The sequence below is a fragment of the Pirellulales bacterium genome (genome assembly GCA_035546535.1).
Classification (GTDB): domain Bacteria; phylum Planctomycetota; class Planctomycetia; order Pirellulales; family JACPPG01; genus JACPPG01.
Map to the genome: position 1 here is coordinate 1 of DASZWQ010000201.1, position 18,957 is coordinate 18,957.

General features: G+C 62.2%; 12 protein-coding genes. 11 read left to right on the top strand and 1 reads right to left on the bottom strand.

All coding sequences use genetic code 11. The features are described from left to right. Positions 1-182 precede the first annotated feature (182 nt). The 4 genes from VHD36_23195 to VHD36_23210 all read left to right on the top strand — a co-directional run bounded on the left by VHD36_23195 (position 183) and on the right by VHD36_23210 (position 5,294). Complete coding sequence (locus VHD36_23195; GenBank protein HVU90256.1) at positions 183-1,166, top strand: PRC-barrel domain-containing protein; 984 nt, start codon at positions 183-185, stop codon at positions 1,164-1,166. 225 nt (positions 1,167-1,391) lie between these two features. Beyond that, a complete protein-coding gene (locus VHD36_23200; GenBank protein ID HVU90257.1) occupies positions 1,392-1,565 on the top strand; it encodes a DUF1328 domain-containing protein in 174 nt (57 codons plus the stop codon). A 205-nt stretch (positions 1,566-1,770) separates the two neighbouring features. Beyond that, positions 1,771-3,627 (top strand): malto-oligosyltrehalose trehalohydrolase, encoded by a 1,857-nt coding sequence (treZ, locus tag VHD36_23205; GenBank protein HVU90258.1) that lies wholly within the window; start codon positions 1,771-1,773, stop codon positions 3,625-3,627. Positions 3,628-4,082: 455 nt separating this feature from the next. Next, a complete protein-coding gene (locus VHD36_23210; GenBank protein HVU90259.1) occupies positions 4,083-5,294 on the top strand; it encodes an Hpt domain-containing protein in 1,212 nt (403 codons plus the stop codon). Positions 5,295-5,365: 71 nt separating this feature from the next. Here VHD36_23210 and VHD36_23215 read toward each other — a convergent pair whose 3' ends face one another. Continuing rightward, a complete protein-coding gene (locus tag VHD36_23215) occupies positions 5,366-6,835 on the bottom strand; it encodes a sigma-54 dependent transcriptional regulator (GenBank protein HVU90260.1) in 1,470 nt (489 codons plus the stop codon). A 346-nt stretch (positions 6,836-7,181) separates the two neighbouring features. Here VHD36_23215 and VHD36_23220 point away from each other — a divergent pair, with 346 nt between their 5' ends. The 7 genes from VHD36_23220 (at position 7,182) to VHD36_23250 (ending at position 18,939) form a co-directional block, all read left to right on the top strand. Next, positions 7,182-9,008, top strand: a complete 1,827-nt coding sequence (locus VHD36_23220) for an ATP-binding protein (GenBank protein HVU90261.1) — start codon at positions 7,182-7,184, stop codon at positions 9,006-9,008. A gap of 248 nt (positions 9,009-9,256) precedes the next feature. Continuing rightward, the gene (locus VHD36_23225) at positions 9,257-9,682 is read left to right on the top strand and encodes a response regulator (GenBank protein ID HVU90262.1); all 426 of its coding nucleotides are present in this window, start codon (positions 9,257-9,259) and stop codon (positions 9,680-9,682) included. 208 nt (positions 9,683-9,890) lie between these two features. After that, entirely contained in the window at positions 9,891-12,053 is a 2,163-nt protein-coding gene (locus VHD36_23230) for a PAS domain S-box protein (GenBank protein ID HVU90263.1), read from the top strand. 238 nt (positions 12,054-12,291) lie between these two features. Next, positions 12,292-15,018 carry a PSD1 and planctomycete cytochrome C domain-containing protein gene (locus VHD36_23235; protein ID HVU90264.1) on the top strand — a complete coding sequence of 909 codons (2,727 nt, stop codon included), beginning with the start codon at positions 12,292-12,294 and terminating at the stop codon, positions 15,016-15,018. Between the two features lie 25 nt (positions 15,019-15,043). Next, positions 15,044-16,516, top strand: a complete 1,473-nt coding sequence (locus tag VHD36_23240) for a DUF1501 domain-containing protein (protein HVU90265.1) — start codon at positions 15,044-15,046, stop codon at positions 16,514-16,516. Between the two features lie 84 nt (positions 16,517-16,600). Then, positions 16,601-17,932 carry an MFS transporter gene (locus tag VHD36_23245; GenBank protein ID HVU90266.1) on the top strand — a complete coding sequence of 444 codons (1,332 nt, stop codon included), beginning with the start codon at positions 16,601-16,603 and terminating at the stop codon, positions 17,930-17,932. Then, the gene (locus tag VHD36_23250) at positions 17,929-18,939 is read left to right on the top strand and encodes a peptidyl-alpha-hydroxyglycine alpha-amidating lyase family protein (GenBank protein ID HVU90267.1); all 1,011 of its coding nucleotides are present in this window, start codon (positions 17,929-17,931) and stop codon (positions 18,937-18,939) included. The genes VHD36_23245 and VHD36_23250 overlap by 4 nt, the downstream gene beginning before the upstream one ends. Positions 18,940-18,957 lie beyond the last annotated feature (18 nt).

The following is an 18,957-nucleotide window of genomic DNA, read 5'->3' on the forward strand; positions in this document are numbered from 1 at the left end:
ACTAGCCGCGCACCGACCACTCTGATGGCGGCTCTGCCATCCATGGGCCGGAGTGGCCAGGAATTGGCGCGCTAGATGCTCTGCGCAGGAGTGCTTACATCTCATTTGCAGGTTCGTAAACGCCGCGGGCCGCTTGTGCGCTCAATGTGGCGCCAGGGTCCTGCTCAACGGGGAGAAAGAAAATGGCACCGAACTTCGTGAAGGCTCTGGCCTCGAACGTCAAGAACGGCTCCTTGAATGCGAACGCCGAAATGGCGAACCGTCGCGCCGTGGCGTTCCGGGGCGCCCACGCGGTGGCGGCGATCCTGCTGGCGCTCGGCGCATGGAGCTCGCTGTCCTGCAGTCTGGTTGCGCAGGCGATCAAGCCTGAGGAGCGTCGCACCGGCCCGCGCCCAGCGAACGAGCAAGTACGCTCCACCGAGGGCCCGATTTTTCGCGCGAGCGCTTTGGAGAAAGCCGGCGTGGAGACGAAAGACGGCAAGGATGCCGGTAAGATTCAGGATTTGATTCTGGATCTCGATACAGGTCGCGTAGCGCTGCTCGTGCTGGACGGCCAGGTGGCCGATGGCGGATCAGCCAGCGTTGTTGTGCCGATGAGCGCCCTCGGGGATATCAACGGCAACAAGGAGTCTCTCCGATTGTCGTCCGAACAGGTGCAAACTGCCCCACATCCACCGAAGGATAAGGGCGACATCACGCGCGAGTGGACGGCCGTGGCTCTCCAGCATTTCGGAGTTACTCCGTATTGGAACAGCGAAAAGCTCGACGTCGGGTCGAAAGATGTGCTGATGCCTGTCAGCCGTTTGCGCGGCGGCGTCGTCACCGGTAAGGACGGCAAGGAAATCGGCCGCATCGCCGACTTCGCAGTCACTATGCGCGGTGACATTGCTTACGCGGGCGTGGCCATGGAAGGCAACGACCAAAGGCTTCATCCCATTCCGCTCAGCGCCTTTGTCGTGCCGGCGGGGAATGCGGCCTGGCAGTTGAGTCTCGCGCGAGACATCGTAGCGAACACCCCCACATTCGCGGCCGCGGACTGGCCGAAAACGCTGGATCGCGGCTGGCTTGAATACGTCCACGTGCGTTATGGCCGATCGGTTTTCGACGGCGTCAACCGCACCGCCCATCCGAACCAGGCCCGTGCGGAAAAGAGTGAAGTTCGCTGAGGCCTTCCTCTTCACGGCCGAGGACCTCGATCGGTTGCGATCGGAAGATCTGCGCTATCCAAGGCCGGACCGTCAACGACCAGCCAGGCGCTATAGCATCCGGGGCCGCCGAAATCATTGAAGAAGAACAGAGAACAGAACGGCACGCGACGTGCATCTTTACGGGGCGGTCCGACCAGGTGATTCGATGAGAATCTCACTGACTTCCGTTCAAGGAGCATAATCATGTTGTACTGGACATTAGTATTTTTGGTCGTTGCGATGGTGGCAGCTCTGTTCGGCTTTTCGGGCATTTACGTGGCCGCTGCAGGCATCGCGAAAATCTTGTTCTTCATCTTCCTGGTGTTGTTCGTCGTCAGCCTGTTAGCCGGGGGAATCAATCGACGGCCCATCGCGTGACGGACAAGAGGAAGAGGGTGAATTGCCAATTCGCCGCAAGGCGGACGGAGGCCCGAGGATTTTCGCCAGAGATTCTCGGGCCTCTTGTTTGCGCGGTTGCCAAGAGGATCGCAGGCGGTGATGCTTTTGATCACAATTGGCAAACAACACTCCGCTGTCACAGAACCAAGGAGTCGAGATTTTGGCGGAAACATTGATCGGCGAGGTGGATGCGCTAACGGCGCCCTCGCAAGGAGCATTTCCGCAACCCGATGGCACGACCCGGTGGTGCGTGTGGGCACCCCACCATGAGCGAGCCTCGCTGGTATTGTGGGAGGGTGATCAAAGACGAACGCATGTCATGCCGCGCGACGAGGATGGCCATTTTCGCTGGCAAGGTCGCGCGGCCCATGGCCAGCGTTACGCGTATCTGCTCGGCGACGATCCCCGCGAGTATCCCGATCCTGCCTCACGCTGGCAGCCGAGTGGCGTTAACGAGCCGTCTGCGGTGTTCGATCCCACGCGATTTCGCTGGTCCGACAGGGGCTGGCGCGGTATCGCCAGCGATGCGCTCGTGATTTACGAATTGCACACCGGCACATTCACGCGCGAGGGAACCTTCGCGGCCACGATCGATCGCCTGAACGACCTGCGCGATCTGGGCGTCACCGCAATCGAGTTGATGCCTGTCGCACAGTTTTCCGGAACTCGTAATTGGGGTTACGACGGCGTGCATCCCTTCGCCGCCCAGAACTCCTACGGCGGCCCCGAGGGATTGCAGCGGCTGGTCGACGCGGCGCATCGGGCGGGCATGGCCGTGATTCTCGATGTCGTCTACAACCATCTTGGGCCCGAGGGAAACTACTTCGACCAGTTTGGCGGTTATTTCACGGACCGGTATCACACCCCGTGGGGTCGGGCGCCGAACTTCGACGGCCCGGGCAGCGACGTCCTGCGGAAACTAGTCCTGGACAACGCGGCCATGTGGATTCGCGATTTCCACCTCGATGGATTACGACTCGACGCGGTACAAACCATCTACGACACAAGCGCTTTGCACATCCTGGCTGAACTGCAGGAAATCGTGCAGCAAATTGCCCAAGAACAAGGACGCCGCGTGGTGGTGATCGGCGAGACGAATCAAAACGATATTCGCCTCGTTGCGCCCCGCGCCCAGGGGGGATACGGCCTGGATGGAATCTGGGCCGACGACTTTCATCACAGCGTACACGCGCTGTTGACCGGCGAGCGCGATGGATACTATCGGGCTTTCGGCGAATCCGAACATATCGCGAAAGCGCTGCGCGACGTATTCGTTTACGACGGCCGCTACAGCCCCTTCCACCATCGCCGCCACGGTAATCGCGCGGGCGGGACGCCGCGCGACAAGTTCGTGTTCTGCGTGCAAAATCACGACCAGATCGGCAATCGCGCGCTGGGTGATCGACTGACTGCTACCCTCTCGCCTGCACAGTTGCGGCTGGCCGCGTCGCTGTTACTGCTGTCGCCGGCGACGCCGCTGTTGTTCATGGGGGAAGAGTACGGCGAGACGCGTCCATTTCCCTTCTTTTGTTCGTTCTCGAATCCGGACCTTGTTGCGGCGGTAAGACGCGGACGGCGCGAAGAGTTGGCCTCCGTGAAATTTCGTTGGCGGCACGAGCCTCCCGATCCACAAGCCGAAAAGACGTTCCACAACGCTCGGCTGTCTTGGGACTGGAACAACGATCCGGACCGAGCCGGCCTCCGCGCGCTTTATAAGGAGCTGCTCTGGGCCCGACGAGCCTGGTTTGCCGCCAGGCCCTCGGAAATCACTCGGGCCGAAATCCTGGATACGGGCTGTGAGGCGGCGTGCCTGTGGTTCGAGCGAGGCATGGAGCAGCCCGTGCAAATCTGCGCGAATCTTTCCGCGCGCGAGGTACAAATCCCTGAGCTGGCCGCGGCCGATCGTCGCCTGCTTTTTTCGTCGGCGGCTCACGCGTACGGAGGTACGGGCGAGCGAACGACCATCTCGAAACTGCAGCCGTTCGAATGCGTGGCTTGGGGAGCGGTGGCTTTGCAATCTGTTCCCGCGCTACGCCGGTAATCGTCTCGACCGGAAGGGGTTGGCACGCGCGGCAACCATGCGCCACAGTATCACCGCTCGAATGATCGGCGCGAGGGGGCTGCTTTTCGCCAGCAGGGGGATGACACAACCTCGTCTACCGCGACCGTGTCAATCACCTTCAGCCCCGTCGCGAGTCGGCGGCACGAATGCAACACCAGTTGCTTGGCATGAAACGAACGGACGACCCCCGAAACCACCACCGAACGTCCCGGGACATCCACATCAATCGACACGTTTTGGCCTGTGGTCGGCATCGCGCGCAGCAACTCTGCCAGAATATGACGACGCAGTTCCTGCTCTGGAGAGGTTGTGGCACGCGCGCCCCGCACGACCGCGGAGACGGGGGCTAATCTTGTCAATGAGGTGACCTCATACGAGCCAGGCAGCATAAGTCGATAATCCTTTATTGCTGAAGGCAACTATTGCTGAAAACTATGTGGGAGCAGGCGGACAAAAGAGAAGCAGCGTTGGGTGCAAATCAAAGACCGAACCATTCGGATGGGTGGAAAGGATTCCAGATTTCGGGCCGCGTCTTGATTAGCACGGCAATATTCGCACCCAACGGGGCACCCTCGTATGGGAGAGGCGCTCAACCGGGTCCGAAGCCGCGCTTTGCCTGTGCCTCGCCGGCGACCAGCCTGACTGCGAAACGCACAAAAATCAGTACGTGTCGACCGCGCGGCCAGGTGCTAAAAATCGCACGAAAAACCTTGATTCCAGGTACGCAGGGCCCCCGAGTTGCGGTATCCTTCGGCGGGTACGAAAATTGCATAGTCAGCCAACCAGGACGGGGCTCATCACTTCGCGCGCCAGGGCCGGGACCTTTTGTGACTTCAGGGTTTTCCAGGGCAGAGACGTCGGTCGAGGTTCTGGTTGTCGCTGACGACGCAGTCCGGCGGCAATCTATTGCCAGCGGATTCTCCGGCGCCGGTTTTGTTGCGCGCGAGGCGGGAAACTGTCTCGAGGCGATTCGTGCCGTTTCGCGCCACCGGCCGGATCTTGTAGCACTCGATCTGCACGCGAGCGTGCTAGCCGGCGCGCAAACCGCGCGAATCCTCCGGAGTCTGGAAAAGCACGGACGCCGCGTGCCGATTTTGGCAGCTCCCCCGGCCGCGGAACGCGAGCGCGAAGGTTGCCTCGCGGCGGGCGTTGATCGCTTCCTGCCCCTGCCCTCCGACCGCGAATCACTTCGCAAGACAATGGTCGAGCTCGCGATGGAGGCGACACGCCGGCCTGGATCCACCTCGGTGACGGAAGATGCGGCGGCAGGCCGCCGAGCGGCAGCCATCGACCTGACCGGGACGCTCTCGCGCTTGGGCGGCGATCAGTCGCTGCTCGCGGACTTGACCCAGTTCTTCTTCGAGGATGCCTTCGGCCTGCTGGTGGAGATGCATCAAAGCATCGCTCGAGAGAGCTGGGACGAGGCACGGCGCGCGGCCCATAGCCTTAAAGGACTAGCATCGAATTTCGGAGCGGGCCCGGCCGTTGCCGCCCTACAAGCCGTGGAGATGTGCGACCGGTCGGCCGCGACGGCCGAAACTGCCGCGACGATGAATCAGCTTGCGTCTCAGGCCGATGAGGAGATTCTCTGGCTAGCGGCCGCATTGGCCGAGCATGCGCCCTCGGATGATCACGACCAGTCGTAAGAGGCGTTGGCAGCACCGCGCGCTATCCGCAAGGCCATGACACGGTAGATACCTGGGTCGCCCCCACCCAGTTATTCGGCGACCTCGACCTCGTCGGGATCGGATACGCCGTCGTCGATCTTGATTTGCCGATCGATCGACAAACCCAGCGCGTGAATCTTGTTGCGCAAGCTTCCGCGCGTGATGCCAAGTTTCTTGGCCGATCGCGAGATGTTTCCCTGCGTGCGATCCAAGACGCGCAAGAGTACGTACCGCTCCACGGCGGCAATAATGTCCTTGTAGAGGCCGTCGCCGTCGGAATCCAGCAACCGATCGATCTGCTCGGTCAAATCGCCTCCAGGGACTTCGCCTCCGGCGAAAGCGGGCGAGTCACTGTGTGTGACAGACGACGGCAGGAACTCCGGCAACAGCACCGGGCCGACGGTATTCAATAGTGCCTGGCGCAACACGTTCTGCAACTCGCGGATATTCCCCGGCCAAGGACACGCCAACAGGGCATCCAGCGCTTCGGGCGAAATTCCGCGGACGTCTTTTTCCAATTCGGCGGCAAATCTGCGCAGAAAGTGCTCGAGCAATAGCGGCAAATCGGCCGTGCGTTCGCGCAGCGGGGGTAAATTGATCGTCACGCCGCTCAAGCGGTAGTACAAATCGGCGCGAAATTCGCGCGCGGCCACCATTTGTTCGAGGTCGCGATTCGTGGCCGTGATCACACGCACGTCCGTCGAAATCGTCTGGTTGCCGCCCACGCGCTCGAACTGTTGTTGCTGCAGCACGCGCAACATCTTGGCCTGCAATAGGAGCGACATATCGCCGATTTCGTCCAGGAATAACGTGCCGCCGTTGCACTGCTCGAACTTGCCGATGCGCCGTTGATCGGCCCCGGTGAATGCCCCCTTTTCATGACCAAAGAGCTCGCTTTCCAAGAGTGCGTCGGGAATGGCCGCGCAATTCACGGCCAGAAAAGGCCGCTCCGAGCGCGGACTGTGCTGATAAATCGCGCGGGCAACCAGTTCCTTGCCCGTACCGCTCTCGCCGCGGATCAAGACGGTAACATTCTGTGGCGCCACACGGCCCACAGCCTTGTAGACGTCCTGCATGGCGGGACTACGCCCGACCAGCCGATCGGCCCGATCATTGGGCGAGGTTGAGCCGGGGACCGAGACCGGAACGTTCATCAACCGGCGGACCTCCACGGCCTGCCCGGCCAGCTTGCGCAAAGCCGCTACGTCCAGCGGCTTCATCACAAAATCGTAGGCCCCCAGGGTCATGGCCTGGATCGCCACGTCGCTCGAATCCAGGGCGGTCACGAAAATGATCGGCAGTTTTGGGTCCAGGGCGTGGAAGGCGCGAAACGCCTCGAGACCGGACATTTCCGGCAGGTTTATGTCCAACAGGACCGCGTCGGGCGATTTGCGACGCAGCACGTCCAGGCCGTCTTCGGCCGTGGCCACTTCGAGGACATTGATATCCGTGCCTTCGAAGGCCTGGTGTACAAGATGACGCACCGCGCGGTCGTCATCGACAACGAGCAAGGTAGGCATGCAGGAACTCAAGGATTATGGAATGCGGCGGAAGCGCCCGAAAAGATTCACGCCGGCAGGGACCCGAGCTTCTAGTCCATTGTGGTGGTTTGGCGCCTCGTTTCAATGGCCGTTGGGAATGCAGCTTGCATGCCGGAAACTTGAGCACGAGTCAGGAACGCCAATTGCACACCTTCGGAAAGCTGTTTTTGCACCGGCCTGAACGTCCAACGACCAAAGTGATCTCGTAACAGGCACATTGGTCGACGAACGCGGTTAGACGCCCACTTGCGACAGCCAATTGGGACGGGCGTTCTCAATGCTCGTGGGCCAGCTCTTCGCAGCCGAGGGGGAAGGCAGAGCGTCGATGAATCGATCTCGCATCGCGGTGCAGCGGCAGTTTGCGCACGTGGCCATCGCCACGGCTGCATTGCTTTCCATGGTTCTAGCTACGTACACCACGGTAGCCTATTGGCACCTGCGAAAGATCGCAGCCCATCAGGCGGGCGTGCGGCAATCAACAGCCGCGGTTTTGGCCGGCGGCCGGCTTCTGTCCGCAATGCACGCGGCCGAAGCCGGTGCTCGCGGCTATTTGCTGACCACCCGGCACGAGCATCTTGATTCGTACCAGACCGCGCTCGGGGACATTGCCCGAGCGCAGCGCGCGCTGCGAGAAACGGTGGCCGACGTTCCGGATCACGGCAGGCGTCTGCAGGCGATCGACGAGCATATCCGCCGCCGACTCTCGGATTTGGCCGCCGAGGTCGAGCTCGCAAGTCGAGAAGGCGGTGACCGCGCCCGAGTCAGGGAGGCCGAGAGTCACGGGCCGCAGGAGATGCACGAGATCCGTCAAAACCTTCGATCGATCGAGCAGGCGGAATTAACACGCCGCGATGCTCTCCGCGACGCCGCCGAGGTCAGCATCCACGACGCGGTTGTATCGCTGATCATTTCCACGATTTTCAGCTTCGCGATCATGGCGGTCGGTTTCTATGTGATCCAGCGGGAAATGGCCGCCCGTAGAAAGTTGGCCGAAAGCTTGCAGGCTGCCGATCGCAAGAAGGACGACTTTCTGGCCCTTCTCGGGCACGAGCTTCGCAATCCCTTGGCCGCGATTCGAAACGCGATCGACGTGCTGGACCTCTTGGGCTCCCCCTCGCAGCCGCTGGAAGAAATGCACGGCATCATCAACCGCCAAACCGCCGTCATGGGGCGCTTGGTCGACGATTTGCTCGATGTTTCTCGTATTGCCCACGGCAAGATCGAGCTGCGCAACTCCCAGCTTGATCTGATCGAACTTGTCGAACGCACGATCGCCGATACGAGCAGCGCTGTTCATGGGACCGACGTGACAATTACTCTCGATGCGCCCCACGAACGGGTATGGGTTCGCGGCGATGCGACGAGACTGGGCCAGGCGATCGGCAATCTGTTGCACAATGCCGTGAAATTCTCGCCGCCTGCCGGGCTGGTTTCCGTGCGCATCGAGCCTGTGCATGCCAAACACCAGGTAAGGGTCGCAGTCTCCGATCAAGGCATCGGCATGAACCAGCGGACGCGCGAACGTGTTTTTCACCCCTTTGCTCAAGGCGCGGCCAACGGCGATCGCAGCCAGGGGGGATTGGGGTTGGGTCTGGCATTGGCCAAAGGACTCGTCGAGTTGCACGGAGGCGAGATCGAGGCGTCAAGCGTCGGGTTGGGGCGCGGCTCGACGTTCACGATCGCTCTACCACTGGTACCGTATGTCGCGCCGGAAGAAGATCGTTGCGGTTGCACCGTCGATCCGCCCGAAAGCTGCCGCGTGCTGATCATTGACGATCGTCGCGATTCGTCGTTCCCCGTGCAGCGCATGCTGGAGCATGGCGGACACGAAGTCCACGTCGCAACGAATGGGGCCGCGGGTATCGCGCTGGCCCAGGAATTGGAACTCGACGTCGTGTTCTGCGATATCGGCTTGCCCGGCGGCATCAGCGGTTATGATGTCGCGCGGGCCTTGCGCGATTCCCCCAAGACCGCGACGCTATTCCTGGTAGCCTTGACCGCCTATGGCGACGAGGAGGCCCGACGTCAGGCCTTGGCAGCCGGGTTTGATCGTCATCTGACCAAACCGGCGTCGCTGCATGATATACGCAGCATATTGTCGTCCTTGCCCTGCGGAGCAGCCGCCGACCAGCGGGCCGGCATCGTGTCCTGAAAAAATCCAGCGCCTGGCTGGGGGCCGGTCAGATGGTAGGCCAACGATCGCCCGACGATACCTACTATTTCCGTCGGTTCCGGTTCCTACGGACAGAGCCCGCCGCGATTTGTACAATGGCCGCGCGGAACGCCGGGGCTGCGGTGGACGCATAGCGGCCACCCGGGGGCCTTTGAGAAATGCCGGCATAATTCTTGCATGACATTTGGTGGGCGGGACAGGAATCCTTCTGAGCATTGGGTGACGATGTGAACGGAACATTCGAATCTACCGAAACCGAACGAGATGGGCAGGCAGCGATCAACCGGGTTCTCGTGGTCGACGACGACCGCAGCAATTCCGAGATCGTTTCACGGGTGCTGGCCGCTCACGGTTACGCGGTCGACACGGCGCCCAATGGGCAAGCGGCCTTGGAATTGGTCAAGCGGCATCCGTATCGACTCGCTGTTGTCGATTACCAGATGCCGGGAATGAATGGCGTGGAGTTCTTTCGCTCGGCCCGAGAACTGCGGCCCGACCTGCGTGGGGTATTCTTGACCGCCTATGCCAATATCAACACGGTATTTCCGGCGATCGAAGCCGGCGTGGAACGCGTGCTTGCCAAACCGCTGGATTCTCGCGAGCTGATCCGCATCGCCGACACTTTAACGGCCCCCGGCGCGCCGCCGGACTAGCTTCCGGATTTCTGCCGGGCCGGCCACGGCCGGGCTCATGGGGAAAGTTCCTTTCGCACCCTTTGGAGGGCGCGGGGGGGTGTATATTGCACTGGGGCTTCCAGCCGAGCGAGCCCGTCGCTGTGTTGGCGCAGCGGGGTGGAGTAAGCCAGTTTCCCCTGGTTCCGTAATAGTAGACCGCTCGTGTCCCGTACGGGTCTGTCGTGATATGTCGTGGCGGCAATATTCGAAGCTTCTGCCTTATCTCGTCGCGTTTTTGATCATTGTCGCGTCGAGTCTGATCATTAGCCTCTTCGCGACGAGCAGCTCGGTGCTCATAGCGATTTACGTCGCGGCCGTGGCGGCCGTGAGCTGGTACGGCGGTCTCGGCCCGGCCTTGTTCGCCACGGGCCTGAGCTATCTGATCGCCAACTGGTTTTTCGTACCCAGCCAGGATGCGTTTCGCCCCAGCGCCGCGGCATTCGTGTATCTCTTCGTCTGCATGTCGATCGGTCTCTTCAGCGAGATTTCCAAGCGGGCCGTCCGCCGCGCCCGCACGAATGCCGAACAAGTCCGGCTGGTCGTCGAGAGCATCACCGACGGCTTCGTGGTCGTCGACAGCTCCTGGCGGCTGATCTACATGAATCGGGCCACCGAGGAATACAACCGGCGACACTTGCTCGATGGAAACTCGCCGGGCTCAGACGGCACCTTTCCCTTGACGGTCGGCGACGCGGCGCGGGACAGGCTGCGGCGAGCCGCGGCGGAACGCGCGACGATCGAGTTCGAGGACTTTTATATTCCCTGGCAGCGCTGGTTCGAATTCAAGGCCGCCCCCACCGATGAAGGAGGCCTTGCTATTTATTTTCGCGACGTCACCGAGCGGCGCCGCAGCGACGACGAGGCGCGCAAACTGGCCTTGATCATCGAATCGACGGAAGATGCCGTCATCGGACTGGATCTGAATGCCAATGTCACGAGTTGGAATCAAGCCGCCGAGAAGCTGTACGGATATAAGGCCGAAGAAATTGTCGGCCGATCAGTGCTTATGATTCTGCCTCCTGATCAGGTCGATGAAGAGAAAAGAATTCTGTCGGCGGTGCGCCGTGGCGAGTTGGTCCGTCATTTCGACACCGTTCGCATGCGGAAGGGGGGCCGACCGGTCGAGGTCTCGTTGAGCGTGTCGGTCATTCGCGATGACAGCGGACAGATCGTCGGGTTCTCGAAGATCGCCCGCGATGTCAGCGACCGCAAGCGTGCGGAAAAGGCCCTGCTCGAGGCCGACCGGCGCAAGGACGATTTTCTTGCCCTCCTGGGTCATGAGTTGCGCAATCCACTGGCCGGCATCGTCAGCGGGGTGGAGGTTCTTAACCAGTTGCCCGCGGGCGACCCGGACGTACGCAATGTGCTGGCGATTATCGAGAGGCAAGCGGCGCATATGAGTCGATTGATCGATGACCTGCTCGACGTATCACGCATCGTGCGTGGCAAGATCACGCTCGATCTCGCGCGCTTGGATCTGGCCCTGGTCGTGCGGCAGTCGGCGGCCGATCACAAATCGCAATTCGAACAGAAACAGCTCGCTTTCGACGTGCAAACGCCGTCTCACCCCGTGTGGGTCGAGGGAGATTCCGTTCGCCTGGCGCAGGTCGTGGGAAACTTGCTCGATAACGCTGTCAAGTTCACCGACGCCGGCGGACGTATCTCGACCCGCGTGAGCTTGGACACGGATACGTCGCGGGCCGTCGTCGAGGTGTGCGATACCGGCATCGGCATGACTCCCGACACGATCGGTTCGCTCTTCGAACCTTTTGCTCAAGCCGAAGAATCGCTCGAACGAAGTTCCGGTGGGCTCGGACTGGGATTGGCCGTGGTCAAGGGGCTGATCGAGTTACACAACGGTACCATCGAGGCCACGAGCGCCGGCGCCGGTCAGGGCGCGACATTTACGATCCGTCTACCGACGTGCATGAGCCCCCACCCGAAGAATCAACTTACCGACAATGGTTCGCAGGTGACGGATACTTTGCGGGTGCTGGTCGTGGACGACAATCGGGACGTACTGCACGTTGTCAGCAAGCTCTTGCAACTTGGCGGCCACACGGTCGCCACTGCCCACGATGGATCGAGCGGCGTGGAGCTGGCTCGGGAGTTTCAACCCGACCTGGTTCTCTGCGATATCGGGCTGCCGGGCGAGATGAACGGCTACAAAGTGGCCGAAGCACTACGTGCCGATCCGGCCACGCGCTGGACCCGGCTGGTGGCCGTTACAGGCTTCGGCCAGGAGGAAGACCGTCGGCGCGCACTGGCCGCGGGATTCGACCGACACCTGACCAAGCCGGTTGGCTACGCGGAGCTCGTGACACTGATCGCCGACATCGACCAGGGCTAGTGGATCAGGGGGTGATGCGGTAGCCGATCTCGGCCGCGTCGGCCGGCACTTCGCCGAAATGCACCCAACGGCAGGCCTTGTTTCCATCGCGACTCCCGTCGTTTCGTCGGATACCTCCGGCCGCCAGCCTGCTTCGTGGTCTCTTCCGGTGTATGCTACGAGGATTGCGACGCCGCGCTGGTTGCGCTCTTCGAGAGGTCGGCGCCGTATATCGGTCGTGCGACCCACACAGGCTCTGATGAAACGTCGTGGCATCATTGGCGGCTGGCTGTTTCTTCTGGCGCTGACCACGCCGGAACGCCTGGTCGCTGCGCCGGATGCTCCCTCCTTTGCCGAAGCGGTCCAGCCGCTGCTGGTGGCCAAGTGTAGTCGCTGCCACGGCCGGGAAACGCAGAAGGCCGAGTTGTCGCTGCACGCGGCGGGCGGTATTCAGAAAGGGGGCGAGTCGGGTCCTGTGATCGTGGCGGGTAAACCTGACGAAAGCCCTCTTTTTGAAAAGATTCATGCCGGCGAAATGCCGCCTGATCAGGAGAACCCGCTCACCGAAGCCGAGATCGAATTGATCCGCCGCTGGATCGAAGCGGGGGCCTCGTTCGGCCAAGACGCGCCGCAGCAAGTCGCCGTTACGTATCACGATATTCTGCCCATCGTTCTGTTGCGCTGTGCCTCGTGTCACGGCCGGCAGCGACAGGAAGGCGGGCTCGACCTGCGCTCGCGCGGTGGCATGTTGAAGGGGGGCAAATCCGGTCCGGCCATCGTACCGGGCAAACCCGACGAGAGCTTGATGGTCAAGCGGGTGCGCGCCGCGGAGATGCCACCTCACGCGCGACTGGTGGAAGCCATGGTCAAGCCGATGGAGCCGGCCGAGCTTGCCAGGCTCGAGCAATGGATCGCACAAGGCGCTCCCGACGCGGCCGCCGAGCCCGACCTCGCCGGCACGGCGCAAGATCCGCTGGTCAGTGCCGCGGACCGTGAGTTCTGGGCGTTCAAACGGCCGCAGGCGTCTGTGCCGCCAACCGTTTCGCAAACAGCGCTTGTGCGCAACCCGATCGACGCTTTCGTGCTGTCCAAACTCGAGGCGGCCGGCCTGTCGCTCTCGCCCGAGACGGACCGTCGCACGCTCGCGCGGCGCGCGTATTTCGATTTAACCGGCCTGCCGCCCGAGCCGGTCGAGGTCGAGGTTTTTGCCACCGACCCGGCACCCGATGCTTACGAGCATTTGATCGATCGGCTGCTGGCGTCGCCGCGCTACGGTGAGCGCTGGGGCCGGCACTGGCTGGACGTCGCTGGCTATGCCGACTGCGAAGGACGCCGCGAGCAGCACTTGCCGCGGGACTTTGCCTGGCGCTATCGCGATTACGTCATCCGCTCGTTCAACGCCGACAAGCCGTACGACCGTTTCCTCGTCGAACAGCTTGCCGGCGATGATCTCGTCGACATCGAGCGGCCGACCGCGCGGACGCAAGAGTTCGAAGATTGCGTCGTGGCAACGGGCTTTCTGCGCATGGCTCCCGATCCCACGTGGGCCAACCTGACCGGTTTCGTGCCGGATCGTTTGGAAGTAATTGCCGATGCCGTCGACGTGCTCGGCTCAGGCGTGATGGGTTTGACGTTCAAATGCGCGCGGTGCCACAGCCACAAGTTCGATCCGATTCCGCAGCGTGACTATTACCGGCTGACGGCGATGCTCAAAGGAGCCTACGACGAGCACGATTGGCTGAAGCCGCAATTGATCGGCTACGGTGGCGCGGTGAGCGCCGGCGCCGGAGAAAGATTTCTGACGTGCGTCGCCGATGACGAGCGGCGTCGCTACGAGGCCGAACGAGACAAAACGCAACAAGAGCTCGCCACGCTGCGTGCCACGGCCGAGACGCCGGAGCGGAATCAGCGGATCAAGGAACTCGAATCCCGCCAGCCGGCCGAGCCGAAGATCATGGCCCTGTGGGATCGAGGCGAACCGTCTCCGACGTATATCTATCGCCGCGGCGATTATCAGAATGCCGGCGCGCTGGTATCGGCAGGCGTGCCCGCGGTTCTAGCCGACCCTGCCAGGCCGCTTACGATCGCGCCACCGCGCGCAGGCGCGGCATCCACCGGGCGACGGTTGGCGCTCGCCCGCTGGTTGGTCGATCCGCAACATCCGCTTACTTCCCGGGTGATGGTCAACCGGATCTGGAAGCATCATTTCGGTCAAGGGCTGGTCAAATCGCTCGGCAACTTTGGGCGCACAGGCGATCCGCCGAGCCATCCCGAACTGCTCGATTGGCTCGCCTGCGAATTCATGCGGCAAGGATGGAGCATGAAGGCGATGCACCGGGTGATGATGACCTCGAGCGTGTATCGGCAGTCGTCCGCGGTCACGCCTGCGCACGAGAAGCTTGATCCCGACAATCGCCTGTTGTCGCGCATGCCACTGCGACGGCTGGAAGCCGAAGAACTGCGCGACACGCTGCTGCTGGCCGCAGGCCGGCTGGATGAAAAGCGTTTTGGGCCGGCCGATCCCGTGCAGGTGCTGCCCGATGGCATCGTGCAGTCGGGGCAGCGGCGCAGCATCTATGTTCAGCAACTGCGCAAGCACCCGCCGACGCTGTTGGAATGCTTCGACCTGCCGGCGATGAATCCGAATTGCCTGTCGCGAAGCGACTCGTTAGTTGCCCTGCAGGCGCTGCACTTGCTCAACGACACAACAGTGCGGGAATTGGCGGGCTACCTGGCCAAGCGCGTGCAAGTCGCGGCCGGAAGCCGGCCAGCGGATCAGGTCCGGCAATTGTATTTGATCGCGCTCAGTCGGCCGCCAACGGCCGAAGAGAATTCGCTCTTCCTCGAAACGCATGCGCGGCTGACCGAAGCCTGGCAGTCGCAGTTAGCCGCTGCCGGCGCGCCGGGTGATGACGCCGCGACGCGCGCCCTGGCAACCTTGTGCCACACGATGGTGAATTCGGCTATGTTCCTGTACGTCGATTGAAAGTCTCGCCCAGCGGATGAATCATATGTCCTCACTTGCCGAAGATGCACGCAGCGCGGTGCCTGTTTCGCGGCGCAGCTTCCTCGCGCACATGGGGGCAGGTCTGCAAGGGGCGGCCTTGCTCGATCTGCTGGGGCGCGAACTTTTCGCCGCCGCCGCTGCTGAGCCATCGCCCGCGCAGCCGGCGAACCTCTTGCCGCGGCCTTCACATTTCCCGGCGCGGGCCAGGTCGGTCATTCATCTATTCATGAATGGCGGACCGAGTCAAATGGACCTGTTCGACCCCAAGCCCGAGTTGGACCGCCGTCACGGCGAGGCGTATTTCGATCGCATTGCCGGCGAGGTTGAATCGCCGGCGGCGGCGGGCGCGCTGATGCGCAGCCCCTTCAAGTTCGCGCAGCACGGTCAGTCGGGGATGTGGGTATCGGACGCGCTGCCGCACCTGGCCCAACAGGCCGACGATCTCACGCTTGTGCGCTCGTTGTACACGACGAACATCACGCACGAGCCGGCCCTGTACCTGATTCAATCGGGACACATGCCCAGCGGATATCCGTCGCTCGGTTCCTGGGTGGTCTACGGGTTGGGGAGCGAATGCCAGAACTTGCCGGCGTATGTCGTGCTCGACGATCCGCGTGGTTTACCGATCAACGGCATCGAAAACTGGACGGCCGGTTTTCTGCCGCCGATTTGCCAGGGGACTCGATTCCGCCCAACTGGCTCGCCGGTGCTGAACCTCCGCGCGGCGGTGGATGATCCTGTGGCGATCACGGAATTGCAGCGCGACCTTTTAGGCCGTCTCGACGAGATGCACCAGTCGGCGCGGCCAGGGCAGCCGAATCTGGGCGCCAGGATTGCCAGCTACGAACTGGCAGCGCGGATGCAACTTTCGGCCACCGACGCGCTCGACCTGGCGCAGGAATCGGCCGCGACCTTGGAGATGTACGGCATCGGCCGCGAACCGACCGACTCGTACGGCCGCCGCTGCCTGTACGCGCGCCGACTGATCGAGCGGGGCGTCCGCTTCGTGCAGCTTTATATCAATCAACAAATCTGGGATAACCATTCGGCGCTGGCCACCGACATGAAGGCGGCCTGCGACCGTACGGACCTGCCGATCGCCGGATTGTTGCGCGATTTGAAGCAGCGCGGCCTGTTGGACGATACCCTGGTGGTCTGGGGCGGCGAGTTCGGACGACTGCCGATGGCGCAACTGCCGCCCGACAAAGATGAGCGCAAAGCAGGGCGCGATCATAACAAGAACGCGTTCTGTGCGTGGCTGGCCGGTGGCGGCGTCAAGCCCGGCGTGACGTACGGGGCAACCGATGACTTGGGCTTCGCCGCTGTCGAAAACCGCGTCAGCGTCCCCGACTGGCACGCCACGATTTTGCATTTGCTAGGTCTGGCGCACGATCAGTTGTACGTCGACCAAAACGGTTTGAAAGAAAAACTTACCAGCGTCAACCCCGCCCGCGTCATCGACGAAATCCTGGCTTAATCGCGGTCTTACCTTGCCTCTGCTCGTCGGCTGATCCCGCCTCGCTCGTCCTCTACGCCACCAACAAGCCCGGTACCATTCCCGATGAATTCTGTTCGCGCGACCATCGAACCCGCGGTCTCCGAGGAACCACTTGGCGAAGCCACGCGTCTGCGCGACTTGTCGCCCGAGCAATGGAAATCAGGCATCGCGGCATGGCTGGGCTGGATGTTCGATGGGCTGGACATGCACTTGTACGTGCTCGTGGCCGGCCCCTTTGTCGCCGAACTGCTCGGAGCAACGAGTACCAAAGACCCCGCGGTGGGTTACTACAGCTCCTGGATTCAGGCGGCGTTCTTGTTTGGCTGGGCACTCGGCGGCGGATTCTTCGGTCGCTTCGCCGATCGCATCGGGCGTAGCCGGGCCTTGGTCCTGACGATCCTCACGTACGCGCTCTTTACCGGGCTGTCATTCTTTGCGCAGGCGTGGTGGCACTTGCTCATTTTTCGCTTTCTGGCCGCCCTGGGGATCGGCGGTGAGTGGGCCGTGGGGGCTTCGCTATTGTCCGAGACGTGGCCGCGCCGCTGGCGACCGTGGATGGCCGCCGTGCTGCAGACCGGCGTCAACCTGGGCGTGATGCTGGCCAGCCTGGCGAACTTTTTGCTTGCTGATTATCCGCATCGTTCGGTATTCCTGGTCGGCGTGTTGCCGGCGCTGCTCGTGCTGTGGATACGTCGCAGCGTGCCCGAGCCCGAAGAGTGGCGAGAGGCGCAGCAACATTCCCACGGCGAGCGGCCCGCTTTCCCTGATTTGTTTCGCGGCGCCGTGCGGCGCACCACGATCCTGTCGCTCTGCGTTTGCGGACTATCGCTGACGGGACATTGGGCGTTTTTGTTCTGGTACTTGCAGCATTTGCGCAACCTGCCCGAGCTGAGCACGTGGAGCGAAGTCGAGGTGAAACAGTTGGTTAGCCAGTTCGTGTGGCTGGTGATGGTGTCGTCGATCGTCGGCAACTTCTTCGCGGCCTGGCTGGCGCGGCGGCTGAAGTATCGCCGCGCGATCGCGCTTTTATGTCTGGGGTATTGTGCCGGCATGCTAGTGACTTATGGAGTACCGCGCGAGTACAACCAACTGTGGTGGGGACTGGCGGTAATTGGCCTGTGCCAGGGAGTATTTGCGCTCTTCACCATGTACCTGCCCCCTTTATTTCCCACGCTCTTACGAACGACCGGCGCCGGCTTTTGCTTTAACTTCGGCCGCATCGCCGCCGGCATCGGCACGGTGTTTTTCGGCCTGTCCTCCCAGGCGAACACCTATGACGCCGGAGATTACCGCCTGACGCTCGTCTACGCCGGCTTGCTGTTTCTGCCCGCCGCCATCGTGGCGTGGATGCTGCCTGAATTGGAAGATGAGAAATCCCGATCGAGGCTGCGATGAACCCAGCCACCAGCAAATTGTCGATTCCTTGCCGGGATGCCGGTTACGGAGTCGTCGCGGAATGGCCTCGGCTGCCCTCGCACATCTCCTGGCCGGAGGTCTCGGGCGTGGCAATCGACTCGCGCGATCACGTGTACCTTTTCAATCGCGGTGAGCATCCGGTCGCGATTTTCGACACCGAGGGAAGATTCCTCACGTCCTGGGGCGAGGGAATCTTCGCCCGCCCGCACGGCATTACGATCGGTCCCGACGACGCCGTGTATTGCACCGATGACCTGGATCACACGGTGCGCAAGTTCACGCCCGACGGCGAACTGCTGCTCACGCTCGGAACGAGTGGCACTCCGTCGGATACGGGCGCCACGAGCGTCGACTATCGCACCATCCGTCAGGCAGCCGGACCGTTTCATTACCCCACGAACCTGGCACTCGGGCCGGCCGGCGAAGTGTACATCAGCGACGGGTACGGCAACGCGCGGATTCACAAGTTCGCGCCCGATGGCCGACTGCTTCTCTCGTGGGGTGAGCCAGGCGCGGGCCCCGGGCAGTTTCACGTGCCGCACGGCATCGCGGTCGATCGCCGCGGCGTGGTCTACGTGGCCGATCGCGAAAACAGCCGCATACAACTGTTCTCGCCCGAGGGCGAGTTTCTTTCCGAGTGGACCGATATCGCCCGGCCCAGCCAGGTATTCATCGACACGGCGGAAAACGTGCTGGTGGCCGAATTAGGATATCGTGCCGGCATGTGGCCCGGCACCAGCCCGCCAAACGACGAGGCGACGGGCGGGCGCGTGAGCATTTTTAATATCCATGGACAACTGAAAACTCGCTGGGGCGGAGGACAGAATCCGTGCGCGGCGGGCGACTTCTTTGCCCCGCATGATATCGGCATGGATCGCTCGGGCGCGATCTACGTGTCCGAGGTCACCTGGTCGGCCGGTGGTCGCCGCGGAATGGTGCCGGCCGATTGCCATGCGATCCAGAAGTTCTCCCGCTCGAAAAGCTAAGGCACAAGAAAGGTTCCT